Origin of the sequence: Trichlorobacter lovleyi (assembly GCF_015239775.1) — a bacterium.
Lineage (GTDB): Bacteria > Desulfobacterota > Desulfuromonadia > Geobacterales > Pseudopelobacteraceae > Trichlorobacter > Trichlorobacter lovleyi_B.
This window is the reverse complement of the sequence record NZ_CP058409.1, coordinates 3,222,118-3,239,497: the sequence shown is the minus strand read 5'-3', so window position 1 is coordinate 3,239,497 and position 17,380 is coordinate 3,222,118. Positions and strand designations below refer to the sequence as shown.

14 protein-coding genes are annotated in these 17,380 nt (G+C 57.6%); 6 read left to right on the top strand and 8 right to left on the bottom strand.

Translation table 11 applies throughout. The features are described from left to right. Positions 1-165 precede the first annotated feature (165 nt). Positions 166-1,236: a type IV pilus twitching motility protein PilT gene (locus FY034_RS15030; RefSeq protein WP_265551961.1), complete on the bottom strand. Its 1,071-nt coding sequence runs from the start codon at positions 1,234-1,236 to the stop codon at positions 166-168. 18 nt (positions 1,237-1,254) lie between these two features. Continuing rightward, positions 1,255-2,907, bottom strand: a complete 1,653-nt coding sequence (locus FY034_RS15025) for a pilus assembly protein PilB (protein WP_265551959.1) — start codon at positions 2,905-2,907, stop codon at positions 1,255-1,257. 138 nt (positions 2,908-3,045) lie between these two features. Here FY034_RS15025 and FY034_RS15020 point away from each other — a divergent pair, with 138 nt between their 5' ends. After that, positions 3,046-4,047, top strand: coding sequence for a hypothetical protein (locus FY034_RS15020; RefSeq protein ID WP_265551957.1), 1,002 nt, complete (start codon positions 3,046-3,048; stop codon positions 4,045-4,047). Positions 4,048-4,159: 112 nt separating this feature from the next. Here the strand turns inward: FY034_RS15020 and FY034_RS15015 are convergent, their stop codons facing one another. Genes FY034_RS15015 through def form a run of 3 tightly spaced genes read right to left on the bottom strand, consistent with a single transcriptional unit; the run spans position 4,160 to position 6,389 of the window. Further along, positions 4,160-4,945, bottom strand: a complete 786-nt coding sequence (locus FY034_RS15015; protein WP_265551954.1) for a DUF116 domain-containing protein — start codon at positions 4,943-4,945, stop codon at positions 4,160-4,162. Further along, positions 4,942-5,892 (bottom strand): methionyl-tRNA formyltransferase, encoded by a 951-nt coding sequence (gene fmt / locus FY034_RS15010; protein WP_265551953.1) that lies wholly within the window; start codon positions 5,890-5,892, stop codon positions 4,942-4,944. The genes FY034_RS15015 and fmt overlap by 4 nt, the downstream gene beginning before the upstream one ends. Next, the gene (gene def / locus FY034_RS15005) at positions 5,889-6,389 is read right to left on the bottom strand and encodes a peptide deformylase (protein ID WP_265551952.1); all 501 of its coding nucleotides are present in this window, start codon (positions 6,387-6,389) and stop codon (positions 5,889-5,891) included. Before def ends, fmt begins: the two co-directional genes overlap by 4 nt. A gap of 91 nt (positions 6,390-6,480) precedes the next feature. On the opposite strand from def, the gene FY034_RS15000 reads away from it, so the two are divergent. Next, positions 6,481-6,696 carry a hypothetical protein gene (locus tag FY034_RS15000; RefSeq protein WP_265551950.1) on the top strand — a complete coding sequence of 72 codons (216 nt, stop codon included), beginning with the start codon at positions 6,481-6,483 and terminating at the stop codon, positions 6,694-6,696. 11 nt (positions 6,697-6,707) lie between these two features. Here the strand turns inward: FY034_RS15000 and FY034_RS14995 are convergent, their stop codons facing one another. Continuing rightward, positions 6,708-7,556: an HDOD domain-containing protein gene (locus FY034_RS14995; RefSeq protein WP_265551948.1), complete on the bottom strand. Its 849-nt coding sequence runs from the start codon at positions 7,554-7,556 to the stop codon at positions 6,708-6,710. Between the two features lie 164 nt (positions 7,557-7,720). On the opposite strand from FY034_RS14995, the gene FY034_RS14990 reads away from it, so the two are divergent. The 3 genes from FY034_RS14990 to FY034_RS14980 all read left to right on the top strand — a co-directional run bounded on the left by FY034_RS14990 (position 7,721) and on the right by FY034_RS14980 (position 14,079). Then, the gene (locus FY034_RS14990) at positions 7,721-9,628 is read left to right on the top strand and encodes a tetratricopeptide repeat protein (RefSeq protein WP_265551946.1); all 1,908 of its coding nucleotides are present in this window, start codon (positions 7,721-7,723) and stop codon (positions 9,626-9,628) included. Between the two features lie 81 nt (positions 9,629-9,709). Beyond that, complete coding sequence (locus tag FY034_RS14985) at positions 9,710-13,099, top strand: alpha-amylase family glycosyl hydrolase (protein ID WP_265551944.1); 3,390 nt, start codon at positions 9,710-9,712, stop codon at positions 13,097-13,099. Further along, on the top strand, positions 13,099-14,079 hold the full coding sequence (locus FY034_RS14980) for a hypothetical protein (protein WP_265551942.1): 981 nt from the start codon (positions 13,099-13,101) through the stop codon (positions 14,077-14,079). The genes FY034_RS14985 and FY034_RS14980 overlap by 1 nt, the downstream gene beginning before the upstream one ends. Positions 14,080-14,091: 12 nt before the next feature. Here FY034_RS14980 and FY034_RS14975 read toward each other — a convergent pair whose 3' ends face one another. Continuing rightward, a complete protein-coding gene (locus tag FY034_RS14975; RefSeq protein ID WP_265551940.1) occupies positions 14,092-15,369 on the bottom strand; it encodes a diguanylate cyclase in 1,278 nt (425 codons plus the stop codon). 85 nt (positions 15,370-15,454) lie between these two features. Here FY034_RS14975 and FY034_RS14970 point away from each other — a divergent pair, with 85 nt between their 5' ends. Continuing rightward, the gene (locus tag FY034_RS14970; protein ID WP_265551938.1) at positions 15,455-16,582 is read left to right on the top strand and encodes a DUF362 domain-containing protein; all 1,128 of its coding nucleotides are present in this window, start codon (positions 15,455-15,457) and stop codon (positions 16,580-16,582) included. A 3-nt stretch (positions 16,583-16,585) separates the two neighbouring features. On the opposite strand, the gene FY034_RS14965 is transcribed toward FY034_RS14970, so the two are convergent. Next, a complete protein-coding gene (locus FY034_RS14965) occupies positions 16,586-17,242 on the bottom strand; it encodes a TraR/DksA C4-type zinc finger protein (RefSeq protein WP_265551936.1) in 657 nt (218 codons plus the stop codon). Positions 17,243-17,380 lie beyond the last annotated feature (138 nt).

Below are 17,380 nucleotides of genomic sequence, written 5' to 3'. Positions count from 1 at the left end.
TACAGCCCTCCTCGTTCACCCTGAATTTGATGATAGTTCCTCGGCGTTCTGGTCTGTACGCCTCCGCGTCATGGTTTGATTGCCGCAGCCGGAACGAAAAATTTCTCGCTTCCTTAAATGTCTGGAAGTCTGCGCCCCACGGATTTTTTTCGTGGGGCGTTGCTGCTATGTTGCAGTCGGTTGCGGTAGGTACTGTTCAAACTGTTTCTTGTCAATGGCGCAGCGGTGGGCCTCTTCCGGGTTGATCTGCCTGGTCTTGAGCAGGTCCAGCAGGTGCTGGTCCATCAGCTGCATGCCGTCCTTCTTGGCGGTCTGGATGATGGAGGGGATCTGGAAGGTCTTGCCCTCGCGGATCAGGTTGGCAATGGCCGGGGTCCCCAGCATGATCTCCAGCGCAGCCACCCGCCCGTGGCCGTCAGTGGTCTTGAGCAGTTGCTGGCAGACCACCCCCTTGAGCGATTCCGACAGCATGGTGCGGACCTGATCCTGGGATTCCTTGGGAAAGACATCAATAATCCGGTCAATCGTCTTGGCCGCGGTGTTGGTGTGCAGGGTGCCGAAGACCAGGTGACCGGTTTCGGCGGCGCTCATGGCCAGCTGGATCGTCTCCAGATCACGCATCTCTCCCACCAGGATGATGTCCGGGTCTTCCCGCAGGGCGGCCCGCAGGGCCGAGGCAAAGGACTGGGTATGTGCCCCGATCTGGCGCTGGTTCAGCAGGGACTGTTTGTTTTCATGGATGAACTCCAGCGGGTCTTCCAGGGTCAGGATATGTTCCTTGCGGGTGGCGTTGATCAGATCGATCAGGGCTGCCAGGGTGGTGGATTTGCCTGAACCGGTCGGGCCGGTCACCAGCACCAGCCCTTTCTTGAACTGGGTCATCCGCCGCACCCCCTCCGGCAGGTTCAACTGGTCTGCCGAGAGAATCTTGGCCGGGATGATCCTGAAGACCGCTGCCACGCCGCGGTGGGTCATCATGATGTTGCCCCGGAACCGGGCCAGATCCGGCACGGCGTAGGCAAAGTCAAGGTCGTTGGTGGCCTCGAACTGGGCCCGCTGCTCATCATTGAGGATCTCATACAGGATCGGGATCAACTCTTCGTGGGAGAGCGGTTTGAACTGCAGCCGGACCATCTCGCCATGCTGGCGGAAGATGGGCGGATTGCCGGATGACAGGTGCAGATCTGATGCCCCCTGCTCTTTCATCATTTTAAAGAGTGCGTCTATTTTGGCCATGAATAAAGCTCCGTGATGTTACTGGATGACTGCTGCAATATATTCCTCCGGTGATACCGCCCCGGCCCGGATCAGCGCCTCACCTTCCGCCTCAATGCCGCTGTAACCGCCGGCACGCAGCTGTTCCAGAAAGCTGTTGCCGTCGGCCGCCGCCTCAAACTGGTCCTGCACCTGTTTGTCAAAGCAGATGATGTCGGTCAGAAACATCCGCTCGCTGATGCCGGTGAAGCCGCACTGGCTGCAGCCGGTGGCATGAAAAAAATCGCTTGGAGGAGGTTGCAGGTGCAGGCTGAACAGCTCCTGATCCGGCACGGAATAGGATTCGCGGCAGGCCGGGCAGAGCAGCTGGATCCCTTTCAGTGACACAATGCCGCTCAGGAACGGGGTCAGAAAGGCGTTGCGCTGACGGTAGCGGATCAGGTGGTCGCACAGGTTGCGGGTGCCGCGGATATCCATCCCCACCAGCACCAGCTTGCCCCGCATGGCGGCACGGCCGGCTGCAGTGAATGACTCCAGTGCCGTACCATCCTCAATCACCAGGATGTCCGGGCCATGTTCCAGGCTGTCCATGATCAGGCGTCCCTTGGTCGCTTCCGAACCGGCAAGGGGGATGCGGGGGAAACGCTTGTCCAAGCGGCCCGGTTCCCTGCCCAGGATCAGCACCGATTGCCCGCCGGTGTCCAGCTCTTCCAGCAGCAGGTCCATGAAACGGCAACGTTCCTGTAACGAGCGGGAGGCAAACAGGATCATCCCCTGGCGTTGGGTCGCCAGGCGCCTGAACTGCTGTTTCTGGAAGCCCGGCAGCTGCAGCAGATCCAGTTTTGCCGGAATACTGGTGGTGATGTGCTGACGGATGGTGAGGTAGTCGCCGTTTGTCCCTTGCAGCAGCAGCACCTGAAAGCAGATCTCCCGTTCATGGTACTGAAAAAAGAGGCAGCCGCTCTGCGATGCCTCGCCCGATGGCAATAGCCCTGCAGCCTTTCTGATCAGTGCGCTCAGCCCGGCGTAGTGTTCAGGCGCCAACTGTCCCAGATCATGGCTGGTTGCCCCGCTGCGGCCGGAGATGCTGATCAGATCATCAAGCGGTCTGAAGGAGAAAGAGGTCAGCTGGTGCTGGAGGCTGTAGACAAGCAGACTGTTGATCAGCTGTTGGCCGCTGCTGTCGGCGTTGATGGAGGTGAGCTGCTCCGGGGGCAGCAGGTCAGAGCTGAATCCCAGCAGATCTTCCCTGGGCAGGCCGTAGCAGAGGTCAAGCATCTCGTTGATCTCCCGGATCAGGGCCACCGAGAGGTTGATCCGGCAGCCTGAAGCCTCTGCTGCTGCTGTCACCGCTTCCTTGTTGAGCGGGTCGGCAATGGCGATTGAAAGCTCATCTCCGGCCCGGATCAGCGGGATCAACTGGTGTATCCGGCAGAGCTGTGCCGGCAACAGGCTCAGCGCCTCAGGGTCGATCATCTCCTGCTTGAGACGGATATAGGGGATGTCCAGCTGATTGGAGAGCGCCCAGTCAATATCCTCCTGAGTGACAATTCCCAGCGATACCAGGGCCTCGCCAAAGCGGCTGCTGCTGCGCTGCTGCTCTTCAAGCGCGGCAGCGATGTCGGTTTCGCTGATGATGCGTGAGTTGTAGAGGATGGCACCCAGTGTACCTTCTCTGACATTGATCGGCATAGGGCTCCCTTCTGCTGCTGAGGAATGGCTGCTATTGTAACCTGATATGATGGTGAGTCAACCGTTGCAGAAGGCAGTGCGGTTGTGATACAGATGCTGCCCCGCAACTGAGTAATCAAACCAAGGAGTTTTCAGCAGATGCAGCGTCGAGCCCTAGCGTTATTTTCCGGTGGCCTGGATTCAATCCTGGCAGTGAAGGTGATCCAGCAGCAGGGGATTGATGTCCTTGCCATCAACTTTACCTCGCCTTTTTTCGGCTGTTCTCCGATTCTTGATGGTGAACCGGTGGCGGCGCAGTATGCGCGGCGCTACGCTATTCCGTTCCGCTCCATCCCGCTGGGGGCAGAGTTTATTGAGATGCTGCGGCATCCCCGTCATGGCTACGGCAGCGCCCTCAACCCCTGCATTGACTGCAAGACCTTTATGCTGCGCTGTGCCGGTGCCCTGATGCAGGAGTTGCAGGCTGACTTTGTGATTACCGGTGAGGTGGTGGGGCAGCGCCCCATGAGCCAGCGTCAGGATACCCTGCGCCTGATCGAACGTGACTGCGGGATTGCCGGCCTGCTGCTGCGGCCGCTTTCCGCAAAATATATGAAGGTGACCATCCCTGAAGCGGAGGGCTGGGTCAACCGGGAACAGCTGCCGGCCATCAAAGGGCGGGGACGCAAGGATCAGATGCGGCTGGCAGCCGAACTGGGGGTTGATGAGTACCCGGCACCGGGCGGCGGCTGCCTGTTGACCGAGGAGAGCTACATCCCCAAGGTCAAGGATCTGCTGGAGCACCAGGTCGTGCCGGTGATCAGGGACTTTGATCTGCTGCGGACCGGCCGGCACTTCCGGCTGTCTGAGACCTGTAAGGCGGTGGTTGGCCGGGACAGTAGTGATAACGAGAAAATCCTGGCCGCCATCGCTGCCGGTGAAAGCACCCTGCGCTGGCTGGATGGTGCCAGTCCGCTGGTGCTGCTGGTGGGAGAACCGTCGGAGGCGGATCTGCTGCAGGCCGGGCGGATCCTGCTGCGCTACACCAAGGCTGCCAAAGGGGAGGCGGCCTGTGTAAGCCTGCAGGTAGACGGGAGGCGATCAGAAATTAGTGTGCTGAACAATCTGCAGGAGGATGAGTTGGAGCGGTTCAGGATTTAAAGCAGTTAGTCGCGAAAGAAGGCAAAGAACACAAAAAATAGTCATAAGCCGGGTTTTGAAACGGTTTGCTGTTCTTTACTCTCTTTGCGATCTTTTGTGGTCAGTCAGGCTGTTAAGCCTGTTTTGGTAGCTCAAGCACCTGTTGCAGGGCCGCATCGATGGCAGCCGTATCCACAATGGTGTTGAAACAGGGGCCATGGGGGCGCAGGTTCAGGACGCCGATCACCGGCAGCGGGTAGCAATCCTTGATGCCGGAGGTCAGATCCCGTTCACAGGCCACGGCCAGCACCAGTTTGGGACGTTTTTCCACAATCACCTTGCGGGCCAGGGTACCGCCGGTGGCCACCGAGATGTCGATCCCGTACTTTCTGCCGATCTCCACCAGTCCTTTGATGTCGCAGCGGCCGCACAGCACGCATTTGTTCACATCGCCGGTTACCTTGATCTCGCAGTCAAACAGCTGAATGCAGTGGGGCAGCAGGATCAGGATCCGGTCCGGGCGCACCTTGTATTTCTGTGAAATCACCAGGGAGTTGTTCATGGCAATAAAGGACTGGCGGATCCGGTCCTTGTCCAGCCCCAGTACCCTGCCTACGAATTCAATCATCGGCAGCAGGAACTTGATCACCACCAGACGCATGAAGCGGGTAAAGAAGATGTCTTTGCCCAGTGCCGTGGTCAGCACCAACAGGACCGTGCCCAGGATGGCGACGCCGGACAGGGCCAGGACAACAAGCCCGACAATCCGGGGCAGGTCAGGGTGGATATTGGCCAGGCCGCGGCTGGGTATCCACCAGGCCAGAAAGATCAATAGCACCAGAACAACGCAGGTAAACCCCATCAGGGCGATAAAGAGCCTCTTGCGCGGGGCGGCGGTCTGTTCCTGGACATCACTCATGCAGCTACCTCATGGGGCATCAGCAGGGTGCCGAGTGCCAGGGGATGGCCGGCCAGAAAACTGGCTGCATCCATCTTTTTGCTGCCTGCCGCCTGCAGTTCGTGGATGACCAGGGAATCCTGGCCGCAGGCCACCTCAATCCCGCTTTTGCCGGCGGCGATGATGGTGCCGGGGGCGCCGGTACCCTGGCCGACACTGCTGCGGTACAGCTTCAGCGGTGCCCCTTCAAGGGAGGTCACGGCACCGGGCCAGACCGACAGGCCGCGAATCTGGTTGTGAATCGTTGTTGCCGGTCTCTGCCAGTCAATCAGGCCATCTTCCTTTTTGAGCAGCGGGGCATAGCAGCTCTGGCTGTCATCCTGTGCCTCGGGAACTATCCGGCCGGCCTTCAGGCCGTCCAGGGTCTCTCCCAACAACGCTGCCCCCAGCTGCGACATCCGGTCATGCAGTGACTGGATGTCTTCATCCGGGCTGATCGGGGTTGCCTTTTTCAACAGCATCGGCCCGGTGTCCAGTCCCACATCCATCAGCATGGTGGTAACACCGGTCTCGGTCTCACCATTGACAATACACCAGTTGAGCGGGGCAGCACCACGGTAGCGCGGCAGTAGCGAGGCATGCACATTGACGCAGCCCTGCGGCGGGATCTCCAACAGTGCCTTGGGGAGGATCTGGCCAAAGGCAATCACGACAATCAGATCGGGCTGCAGCGCACGAATCTGCTCGATCACTTCCGGCGCCCGTACCTTGGCTGGCTGATGGACCGGGATTCCGTGCCGGAGAGCCAGTTCTTTGACCGGCGTCGGTTGCAGTTTCTGGCCGCGCCCCTTGGGGCGGTCAGGCTGGGTAAAGACCGCCACCAGCTCTTCATTACGGTCAAGCAGGGTCTGCAGGGTGGGGCAGGCAAACTCCGGCGTGCCCATAAAGATGATCCGCCAGCCGGTCATTGGGCACTCCGTTTTTTGCATTTTTTGACAAACAGATCCCGCTTGAGCGGTGAGAGGCGATCCACGAACAGAATACCATCCAGGTGGTCGATCTCGTGCTGAAAGGCCACCGCCAGCAGTCCATCGGCATGCCAGATCCGTTCCTGCCCCTCCAGGGAAAGACCTTTAACCACCACCCGTTCATGCCGCTTGACGTTGGCCGAGAAATCGGGGACTGACAGGCAGCCTTCTTCCTCGTAGGTTTCTCCCTCGCCATGGATGACAACCGGGTTGATAACGGTAATCAGCTGGGGAGGCTCGTTTTTGGCAGCTACATCAATCACGATCACCCGTTGCAGGACCCCGATCTGGGGTGCTGCCAGACCGACACCGGGGGCGTCATACATGGTTTCAGCCATGTCTCTGGCCAGCTGGATGATCTCATCGGTTATGATGGTGACCGGGGCTGATTTTTGCTTGAGAAGCGGGTCGGGAAAAGCGAGAATAGGACGAATCATGGTCTGCGTACTCGTAGTCTGGTAAAATTCATAATTAACTTTATACCAATTTCTGAGCAACAAAATCAACTGCGTTGCACGGGGTGGCATAATGACGGAACCGATACAGGGAGTTGTGAAGGCAGACGGGGTTGAGCGCCGTCGCAGTACGACACAGGAACGCGTGCGTCGTCTTTACGCTGACGCCGCGCACGCCGGTGGGGATGAGGAAGAGGACGATACGGTGGATATCTCTGAGGAGGCGCGCCAGCGATCCGAGGGAACCTACCGCAAGTCTATTCTGGAACATCTTGAAGACGATGAGTGACACTGTGCCGGCTAACTGAAGAACGACTGATCCTTGGTATAGGTCTCAATAAAACGTTCCAGCAGGGTTGTGGTCCGCTCTTCATTTAGCCCCAGACGGACGGCGGGAGCGCTGGCGGCAACATCCAGATCTTCTTCCGCGCCCAGTGTGCCAACTCCGTAGCGGTGGCAGAACAGGCTTGAAAGGCTGACCACGTTGGCGAGGTTGATCAGGTAGGGGTCTTCGTCGTCTGACAGGTCAAGGTCATGGTGTGCCATGACCGCCTTGATCATCTGTTCCGGGAAGTTCCACTTCTTTAACACCAGTGCCCCGGCCTCTTCGTGGGTGTAGGGAAACAGCATCCGTTCCGCGGTTTCAAACGGAATTTTCTCATTATAGCAGATCTGCATGACCTCCTGAAATTTGTCCTTGTCCAGGTAGTTCATGATCTGCTTGCCGATGTCGTGGAACAGCCCCCCTAGAAAGGCCTCGTCCGGGTTGATCTGGCGCAGCTCCTGTGCAATCAGGCGGGCTGCCAGGCCGGCGCCAAAGGAATGTTCCCAGAGCAGTTTTTCCGTCAGGCCATAGGGGTGGTAGACCTGTTTGACCGATGCGGTCACAACAACGCTCTTCAGGGTGACAAAGCCAAGCATCATGATGGCATGGGGCAGGGTCTGGATCTGACGCTGGGCACCATAAAATGATGAGTTGGATATCTTCAGCACCCTGGCGGCAACGGCAGGATCAGAAGAAACCACCCTGGCCAGATCGTCGGCCGTGGAATTTTCATCCTCCATCAGTTGCATTACCTTGGTGGCAACAACCGGAATGGTGGGCAGATCGCCGGCCGCCATGATGATCTGTTCCAGGTCTGTGATCATGCAGTTTCCCCTGTCTTTTGTGCGCAAAACGCTTGCTGATGTTTGGCTATACTATTCCATAAAACTGTAAAGAATCAAGCAGTTCAGCAGAATTATTTGAATTTTTGCAGTTTTGCCTGTATACTTCGCCCCAATCTTGCTGCCAAACAAAAGGAAAATTAACCATGTATAAAAAAAGGACGACAGTTCTGCCGCTCCTTGCCGGCGCTTTCTTTCTGTTGACCGGCTTCAGCTGGAACTTCGGTGGAGACAAGTGCAAGGATGCCCTTGAGCTGGCAAACAAGCTTCCTGCCTATAGTGATGATGCGACCAGAACCAAGGATGAAGCTCAGATACTGTCTAATTGCCCTGATGGAGCTGCTGCCCAGTTTGTGCAGGCCCTGCAGGCTGAACGAAGTGGCAATGTTGACGGTGCCATTGCCGGTTACCGCCGTGCCCTGCAGAAGGAACCGGGACTTGCTGTTGCCTCTGGCAACCTGGGTTTGCTGTATCTGCAAAAAGGCCTGCAGGATGATGCCGCTGTTGCACTGACCAAAGGGATAGCAGGACAGCCGTTGCCGGCCTATCACAAGGCGCTGGGCAAGATCATGACCGACAGGAAGTTTTATGCCCTTGCCCTGTACCATTATGGCGAGGCATCTGCCAAGCTGCCTGCGGATGCCGGCGTGTTGGCGGGGCAGGCCGAGGTGTATGCCGCTCAGGGGCAGACCGACCGCGCTGTTGACGAGTTCAGGCGGGCACTGCTGCTGGATCCCTCCCATGAACAGGCCTCACTTGCCCTTGCAGGCATCTACCTGCAGCAAAACCAGCAGGAGGCCGCTTTGAAGCTGCTGAAGAAGGCCTCAACGGCCAATCCCCGCAGCAGCAGCCTGCACCTGATGCTGGCCGATATCTATGAAAAGAATGGTGATGCAAAGCAGGCTGAATATGAGCGTCTGCTGGGCGGTAAAAAGGTGGTGGTGACAGAAGAGTTGCCGGACCGGCCCGAAGGGATTGTCCTGGGTGATCAGCTGGCAGCAAAGGGTGAGGTGGATAAGGCTGCTGAAGCCTACCGGAGCGTGCTCAAGCAACAGCCCGATTCGATTGAGCCACTGGAAAAACTCGGTGCTCTGTATTTCCGGGCCGGTCGGGATGGTGATGCCCTGCTGGCCTACCGTGATGCAACCCACCTTGGCAGCTCCAATCCTGAGGTCTACTACCATCTGGGGCTGCTGTACGAAAAGCGCAATCAGCTGGATGAGGCGGTGGTCGCCTACAAACGGGCCATTGAAAAAAGACCGACGCATGCCGAGGCACGCCTGAAGCTGGCCGATATCCGGCTGGGACGGGGCAATACCCAGGAAGCGGTGGAACAGTATGTCGAGTTTTTGAAGTTAAAGCCGGAAAGTGCCGACATCCATCTGAAGCTTGCCAGGATCTTTGTCAAAAACAAGAACCTGAACCTCGCTGAAGAGTCCTATAAGGCCGTACTGAAACTGGCCCCTGATAACCCCGAGGCAAACCGTGAGCTGGCAGCGGTATACCGCGCCAAGGGGGCAACCGACAAGGCCGTTGAATATTATACCAAGGCACTTGACTTACAGGAGGATGACAGCGAAAGCCGTAACGCCCTGGTGGCGATTTATGTCAAAGACAAGAAATATGATGAACTGGCGGAATTGCTGCAGGAAGCGGTGGATCTGGCCCCTGACGATGCGAACAATCATTACAAGCTCGGCCTGATTTACGACTTTAAGAAAGAGTACGATAACGCCATTGCCAGTTATAAGAAAGCGGTTGAACTGAAGCCTGACCATGCCCGTGCCCTGCATGCACTTGGGCGGGTCTATATGAAAACCGGCCGTCTTTCCGAGGCGCGGGAGGCGCTTGAGGCTGCCCGCAAGGCCGACCCGAGCATGGAAGAAACCTCGGTTTTGCTGAACAATATACGGGACGAGTTCAACCCGGTGCCGCAGAAGGCCGGCAAATCGAAAAAATCAAAAAAAGGTAAGGCCAAGAGTAAGAGCAAGGGCAAGAAAAGTAGTACCAAGTCGAGCAAGTCAAAGGCTCCGGCCAAGAAAAAGTCTCCCTGACAGACCGTCGGCGGCCAGCACTCCTGGCCGCCTTTTTTTCGTAGTCTGCTGCACCTATCCAGATAGACTCGAGCCGTGACCATGTCCCCATCACTACCGGATTATTTTCCTTTTGCCATTCAGATCGCTGCGCGTGCGAAGCAACGGTTTGACGTAGAGGCGTTGTTGGCGCGCAGTGGCACCAACTATCCCCAGATCCTGTTTTATCGCCGGCTGGCCTCTGCCATGACCAGGTCGGGCGGTCCTCCTGCCACGGTTACCGCTGCCCAGCTTAACCTGTATGCCTCGCTTTTGCGGATTTACCGTCACCTGGTAGATGATGTCTGCCGTGGTGGGCAGGTTTCTCTGCTGGCAGCTGCCCTGCAGCAAGCTGGGTTGGATCCTGCCGGTGAACAGGTCAGCCAGACGTTTGATGCCTTTGTGGAAAGCTTTCCAACAGGCTGCGAGCTGGCAGCGCTGGAACGGGAACCACGCGACTACCTGCTGCTGCGTGAGTTGCTGTTGCTCAATCTTGCCACCCGGAACCGGGCGCTTGATCCCTTTCGCGTACTACTGGATGACCGTGAATTGGCGTCGCGTGTCCCGTATCGCCAGGTGGTTGCCGGGCTTGAGCAGTCGCTGGCAAAAGGGCCGCTGCTGCCTGTACTCGGTGTGACCCTGGTTGAGGCACTGTATGCCCCGTTGAGTGCTGCCCCGGAGTCTCTGGCAGGGCAGCTTGGCTATATCCGGGAACAATGGGCTGAAGCCCTGCCGCCGGAGTTGCTGGAAGAACTGCTGACCGCCTTTGATATCCTGGATGAAGAACAACGCCAGTGGTCGGATGGTGGTGCCGGTCCTGCGGAGGTACTTCAGTTCGGTTTGCCGGGCACTGCTGCTGCAGGTGCTGCCACGGAGGCGGTTCCTGGGGGTGTCTACCATGGTGCCGGTCACCACGCCGGTTATGACCAGCCTGAGTATGAGGCCTTTTCGGCCGATGCCGACTGGATGTCCAATGTGGTGATGATGGCCAAGATGACCCATGTCTGGCTGGATCAACTCTCAAAAAACTACGCCCGTCCCATTACCCGCCTGGATCAGGTGCCTGATGCCGAACTGGACCGTCTGGCTGCCTGGGGATTCAGCGGTCTCTGGCTGATCGGTCTCTGGGAACGCTCATCTGCTTCACAGCGGATCAAGCAGCTGTGCGGCAATCCTGAGGCCCATGCCTCAGCCTACTCGTTGTACGATTATACCATCGCAGCAGACCTGGGCGGTGAAGCCGCCTTTCTGAACCTGAAACAGCGGGCCTGGCAACGCGGTATCCGGCTTGCCAGCGATATGGTCCCCAACCATACCGGCCTCTTTTCCCGCTGGGTGCTGGAACATCCCGACTGGTTCGTTCAGACTGACTACGCCCCCTTTCCCACCTACCAGTTTAACGGTCAAGACCTTTCCCCTGACCCGTCAGTCACGCTCCAGATTGAAGACGGTTACTGGAACAAGCAGGATGCGGCGGTGGTCTTCAGGATGATTGACCGCCGGGATAACCGTACCCGTTACATCTACCACGGTAACGACGGCACCAGTATCCCCTGGAATGACACGGCCCAGTTGAACTACCTGATCCCGCAGGTGCGGGAGACCGTCATCCAGACTATCCTGCATGTGGCCCGGCTGACCCCGATCATCCGCTTTGATGCGGCCATGACCCTGGCCAAGAAACATTACCAGCGGCTCTGGTACCCGCAACGGGGACTGGGGGGCGGCATCCCTTCCCGGGCTGAGCATGCCATGGGGCGTGATGAGTTTGACGCGGTCTTTCCGGTGGAGTTCTGGCGTGAAGTGGTGGACCGGATGGCGGTCGAGGCGCCGGATACCCTGCTGCTGGCCGAGGCGTTCTGGATGATGGAGGGCTACTTCGTCCGTACGCTGGGGATGCACCGGGTCTATAACTCCGCCTTTATGAACATGCTCAAGCAGGAGGAAAACGCCAAATATCGCCAGACCGTCAAGAACGTGCTGGAGTTTAATCCTGAGATCCTGAAGCGCTTTGTCAACTTTATGAACAACCCTGACGAGAAGACGGCGGTGGAGCAGTTCGGCACCCAGGGCAAGTATTTCGGGGCCTGTGTGCTGCTGGCCACCATGCCGGGGCTGCCGATGTTCGGCCACGGCCAGATCGAAGGGTTCCATGAAAAATACGGTATGGAATATCGCCGGGCCTATTGGGATGAGGCGGTGGATCAGGGGCTGCTGCGCGGGCATGAACTCTGGATCTTTCCACTGCTGAAGAGACGCCGGCTTTTTTCCGGTTCCGAGCACTTTGCCCTGTATGATTTTTACTGCCATGACGGCAGTGTGGACGAGAATGTCTTTGCCTACAGCAACCGGACAGGTGAACAGAGGGCATTGGTGCTGTATAACAACCGCTACGGCAGGACTGCCGGGTGGATCAAAACTGCGGCGCCGGTTGCTGTCAGGACCGGGGCTGATGCGACTGCGCTGCAGACCGGCAGTCTGGGGCAGGCCTTGGCAGTGCCGGATGATCCCCGTTGTTTTCTGGCGTTCCGTGAGATCTCTACGCAGCATGAGTATCTGCGTAACGCCTCTGAGATCTGCCAACGCGGGATGTATGCCGAACTCTCTGAGTATGAGTTTCATGTCTTTCTTGATTTCCGGATACTTGAAGACACGCCGGACGGTGAGTGGGCTGCGCTATGCGCTCAGCTGGCCGGGCGTGGCGTGCTCTCGCTTGAGGATGAGCGGGTGCAGCTTGCCAACCAGCCCCTGATTGCAGCCTTTGCTGCCTGTCTGCAGGGGATGCCGCAGGCAGCGCTGCTGGAGAAGGCGATTCAGGACTACTGTGCGGAGCTGCCGGTATCGGCTCTGCCGGGAGTTGAACCGCAGCGGCTGATGGATGCTCTGGAGGCGGCGCTTCAGCCGGCTGTTGCAGCTAAAACCCTGCGGCTGCTGCGCAAGAGCGGTGTAAGCAGACAGGCATTACCCCTTGATCGGAAAAATCGCCGTCAGGCCCTGGCCATACTGCTGACAGGTTGCCTGGTCGCGCCATTGGGTGATGATGCCTTGCATGAGTACGGCTTGGGTCGCCCGCTGGCGGCCTTTGTGGCAGGAGAAGGGCCGGTGGAGCGTCACCGTGAGGCGTGGATTGTTGAACTATGCGCTGCAGTTGCTGTAGCCGGGAAAATCTGGTCCGCGGGGAGCGTCACAGACCGTTTGGCGCAGTTGTTCAGCAATCCGCTGCTGCACCGTTTCCTGTTGGTGCATGAGGATGCCGGTGTGGTCTGGTTTAACAAGGAGCGGTTTGAGGAACTGCTCAGCTGGCTTGCATGCCAGGTGGCCTTTGAGCGGGCCCAGGAGACAGGGGCACAACTGGTGCCGGTGAAGGCGCTGGAGGCGCTGGCCAAGGCGGCAGGTTATCGCGTGCGCTTGTTGGTGCAGCTGGCAGAAGGCGTTCTGGAGGGGGAAGGATAATGCGACACCGGTTTTTGCTGCTGGCCTGCTTTCTGCTGCTGTCCCTCGTCAGCGCGGTCCATGCCGATGAACCGGCCAAGCCGCAACAACCGCCGTCATCTGAAAAAACCTTGAAAGAATATCTTTTTGGCAGCCAGGATCTTGGCTGGGCCGACCTTGACTGGGAGACGGACCTTTACTACTCAAATGTTTCGCTGAATATTCCGCTGGACGGTTCACCTATCACGACAGTGGCCGATCAGCATGAGTTTGAGGTCTATAGCAGGCTGCTGCTCAACTCTCTTGTGCCGCGCTTCATGCTGGTTGAGGCGTCGGTCATGCCGTTACCGCTGGCAGGTGTCGCCCTGAAGGAGTATGCCAGGGATTTCTACGGTATTGCCGATATCGGCCGGAATCAGAATGTAATCCAGTGGTTGACCGCCGGTTTTGAAGAACCTTACGCATTTTCAGTCTTTTTTGGTGATATGATCAAGTTCAACAAGCCGGGTGAAGAGCGGCTGTCATCAAACAAGGGCTATATGGGCTACCTCTTCAGTTACTCGAATCAGCATATCCGCAATAATATCCTGATTCCTGACCATTCCCTTGAGGCAGAATGGAAGATGAAAGGGGAGCGCAGCTTTAAAGATGAAAAGCTTTCCTGGAGCTTCCGGCTTGGTGCGAAGATGCATGAAAACCAGAACATTGCCAACACGTTCTATGTCGGATTCCGGCGCAGCAACCTTGATTTCAGGGTGAATCCACTTGAGTTCCTGAGGAACAGTACCTTTGATGTCCGTTGGGATATCGGTGCCAAAAATGGTGATCTGTTACGTCAGGAGTATGTCCTGGGGAAGAAGTTTCCGATCAAGTCGTGGGGGGTTGCGCTTAAACTTGATGTCGGTATGATCTGGGAGGATCCGGCCCGTTACAGCGGGAGCCTGCGGGATACCGATGCGTCGAACTTTACACTTGTGTTGCGGCCCAATATCCAGTTTTAGCTGGTGCGGTTCTCACGCCCTGAGGGAGCTGTTCAGGTGTCTGGATTTGCGTTCTGCCTTATCTTTGTACATAAGCCGGTCAGCCAGCTTCATGCTGTCCATCAGTTCATCCGGGTGTGCTGCCGTTGCAGCTCCCAATGAAAGTGAACGGGCAAAGCTTCCCAGTTTGGGGTCGGTTTCGCAGCCCTTAACCCGTTGAATGGCCGCCATAACCGCGTCATGGTCGGTGCGGGAGAGCAGCACGGCAAATTCGTCTCCGCCGATCCGGGCAACTACGTCGCTGGAGCGGAAGGCTGACAAGAGTACTTCTGCCGCCCCTTTGATCAGGCGATCACCCTCGTCGTGGCCGCGGGAGTCGTTTACCCCCTTCAGCCCGTCAATGTCGGCCATCACGATGCTGACCGGGTATTCTCGGCCTGACTCGATCCGTTGCAGCTCTGCATCGAAATAGGCCCGGTTGAACAGGCCGGTCAATGGGTCATGGGTGCCCAGGTACTGCAGGCTTTCTTCGTATTGCTTCCGCTCGGTGATGTCTTGGGAAACCTTCAAAAAACCGGTAACCACATTGTTTGCGTCGCGCAAAGGGGAAATCTTGACTACCTCCCAATAGATGGAACCGTTTTTGCGCTTGTTGGCCAGCTCGCCCTTCCACTCCTCGCCGTTCAAAATGGTTTCCCAGAGGTTATGGTAGACTTCTGCAGAGTTCAGGCCCGATTTCAGCAGGCGGGGGTTGCGGCCCAGTACTTCGGCAGCCTGATAGCCGGTCAGACGGCAGAACATGGCATTGACATATTCAATTGAGCCGCTTAATGAGGTGATCATGACCGGTGCCGGCGCCTGCTCCACCGCCTGGGACAGCATCTGGATTTTGCTTTCCTGCTGGTGCAGTTTCCGTTTCAGCAAGACATAGTTGCTGCAGGTCTCGATCGCGGTGGCCAAATGGGAAAAATCCACCGGCTTCTGGACATACTGGTTGATCCCCAGGCTGATGCATTCCAGCAGATATTCGGTGTCACTATAGGCGGTCAGCATGATAATCTGGCTGTCATGATCCAGCTTGCGGATTTCACGGGCCATTTCCAGGCCGTTCATGACCGGCATCATGATATCGGTCATGATGATGTCCGGGTGTTTCTCCCGGTAGAGTTCAAGACCTTCCTGGCCGTTTTCCGCGACATACAGCTCTGTGACGATCCGCTGCAGGATACGGGAAATCTGCTCACGGGTGACCCGTTCATCCTCTACATAGAGTAATGATATGTCGTAATGATCCATGGTCGCTGATTTCATGGGGACCCCGTGCCCGCGGTAGAGTGCCTGTCGACGTTTGCAAGGGTAGTGTAACTGAACTGGAATAAAACGCAAGGGGGCTGTTGTGGATTTGATAAGCCTGCAAGGTTGTGACGGATATGATGAGAATCTCCTGAGAGAACGGCTTGTTGCGTTGTTGCAGCCGTTGGGGGGGATGGAACGGTTTGTCAGGCCGGGCCAGCGGGTGCTGCTAAAACCCAATCTGCTGGCCGGCAAACCGCCGGAAGCGGCTGTTACCACACACCCTGCCCTGGTCAAGCTGGTGACGGAGTTGGTCAGGGAGGCCGGAGCAGAGGTGGTGGTAGGCGATAGCCCCGGCCTCGGCTCGTTTGAACGTGTTGCCGAAAAAAGCGGTATCAGAAAGGCGGTCGAGTCAGCCGGTGGACAGCTGGTCCCGTTTGGTGAGACCCGCAGTGTGGGTTCCTTGGGAACCTTCCGGCAGCTGGAGCTGGCGACCGCCTATCTGGACGCTGATGTGGTCATCAACCTGCCCAAGTTGAAGACCCATGAGATGATGACCCTGACCTGTGCCGTGAAGAACCTGTACGGGACGGTTGTCGGCGCTGCCAAGGCAGGGCTGCACCTGACCGCAGGGCACTCAAAGGAGCTGTTTGCCGGGCTGCTGCTGGAGATCGCCTTTGCCAGACCTGTGGCATTGACCATTGTGGATGGGATCGTTGCCATGGAGGGAAACGGGCCGAACAGCGGCACACCGCGCCAACTGGGGTTGTTGCTGGCGGGAGAAAATCCTGTGGCAGTTGATACGGTCGCAGCATATCTGGCAGGCATTCCGGCCGATCTGCTGCCGGTGGAGCGAGAAGCCCGTCGCAGAGGGCTGCCCGGTACCGAATTGGACCGGATTGAGTTGACGGCAGACCTGACAGCTATGGTTGCAGCCCCGCCCTTTGTCCTGCCGGAGGGGCTGGATGTGCAATTCGGCCTGCCCGGGTTTTTGAAAAAGCTGTTGCGCAACCAGTTGGCCCCGTTGCCCGGTGCGGAGAAGGCCAGCTGCACCCTGTGCGGTGTTTGTCGCGATGCCTGTCCGCCAGCCGCCATTACCATAACAAAAAACGCCCTGAAGATTGATTCAGGGCGTTGCATCCGTTGTTGGTGCTGCCGGGAACTGTGCCCGCAGCATGCCATGGGTATCCGGAAAGGAATGCTGCTTCAGCTGCTGGAGCGTCTACGGTAGGGGCTAGCCCTCGTCGTCGTCACCGACCGGTATCTCGCGATAGGCCCGGTCCTCTTCTATCCGGCGGGTCTGGGCCTGGAACTTTTCCAGATCCGACTTGCACTTGACGCAGTGCCGGGTAAAAGGGAGCACCTTCAGGCGCCCCATCGGGATATCTTCGTCGCACTCTTCACAGATGCCGTACTCGCCCTCGGCAATCCGCAGCAGTGCTTCGTCAATGCTGTGCAGCTTTTCCCGCTCCCGGTCGTTCAGAAGCAGACCAAGCTCGCGGTCCCGCTCCGATGAGGCCTGGTCGTAGATGTCACCGGTAGGTTCCTCGCCGACTGACACCTCTGAACCTTTTTTGATCGAGCGTTTTATCTCAAGCAGCGTCTGTTCTTTCATGGTCAGCAGGATCTGCTGGATCTCCTTCCACTTGCCACCTGAAGCAACAGGTGTCTCTGCCGGTTTGGCAGTGGCCGGCAGCGACGGTTCGGCTGAAGCGCCCGCTGCTTTTTTCTTTGGCTCGGCCGCTTTGTCAGCAGGCTTGATCTCGGATTTTGGCGGTGCGGGCTTGGCGGCTTCTTTGGAAGGTGACTTGGCAGGTGCCGAAGCTGCGGGCTTCTTGGAGGTTGCAGAAGGCTCCTGGGCTGCTTTCTTTACGGGCTTGGTGGTTGCCATGCGTTATGTGCTCCATCAAGTAGCGGTCTAAAACATAAAGGCTGTGCTGCGAAAGGCGGAAATCACTAACAGAAATCAAGATTAGTGTCAAGAATAAAGCTTGTCAGGATTAATAGGATCTTGAATGTTTGCAACAGG

Coding starts and splice junctions, on each gene's coding strand:
- FY034_RS14965 (WP_265551936.1), bottom strand. CDS start 17,242: ATGGCAACCACCAAGCCCGTAAAGAAAGCAGCCCAGGAGCCTTCTGCA.
- FY034_RS15025 (WP_265551959.1), bottom strand. CDS start 2,907: ATGCCGATCAATGTCAGAGAAGGTACACTGGGTGCCATCCTCTACAAC.
- FY034_RS14995 (WP_265551948.1), bottom strand. CDS start 7,556: ATGATCACAGACCTGGAACAGATCATCATGGCGGCCGGCGATCTGCCC.
- FY034_RS14975 (WP_265551940.1), bottom strand. CDS start 15,369: ATGAAATCAGCGACCATGGATCATTACGACATATCATTACTCTATGTA.
- FY034_RS15000 (WP_265551950.1), top strand. CDS start 6,481: ATGACGGAACCGATACAGGGAGTTGTGAAGGCAGACGGGGTTGAGCGC.
- FY034_RS15020 (WP_265551957.1), top strand. CDS start 3,046: ATGCAGCGTCGAGCCCTAGCGTTATTTTCCGGTGGCCTGGATTCAATC.
- FY034_RS15030 (WP_265551961.1), bottom strand. CDS start 1,236: ATGGCCAAAATAGACGCACTCTTTAAAATGATGAAAGAGCAGGGGGCA.
- FY034_RS14980 (WP_265551942.1), top strand. CDS start 13,099: ATGCGACACCGGTTTTTGCTGCTGGCCTGCTTTCTGCTGCTGTCCCTC.
- def (WP_265551952.1), bottom strand. CDS start 6,389: ATGATTCGTCCTATTCTCGCTTTTCCCGACCCGCTTCTCAAGCAAAAA.
- fmt (WP_265551953.1), bottom strand. CDS start 5,892: ATGACCGGCTGGCGGATCATCTTTATGGGCACGCCGGAGTTTGCCTGC.
- FY034_RS14985 (WP_265551944.1), top strand. CDS start 9,710: ATGTCCCCATCACTACCGGATTATTTTCCTTTTGCCATTCAGATCGCT.
- FY034_RS14990 (WP_265551946.1), top strand. CDS start 7,721: ATGTATAAAAAAAGGACGACAGTTCTGCCGCTCCTTGCCGGCGCTTTC.
- FY034_RS15015 (WP_265551954.1), bottom strand. CDS start 4,945: ATGAGTGATGTCCAGGAACAGACCGCCGCCCCGCGCAAGAGGCTCTTT.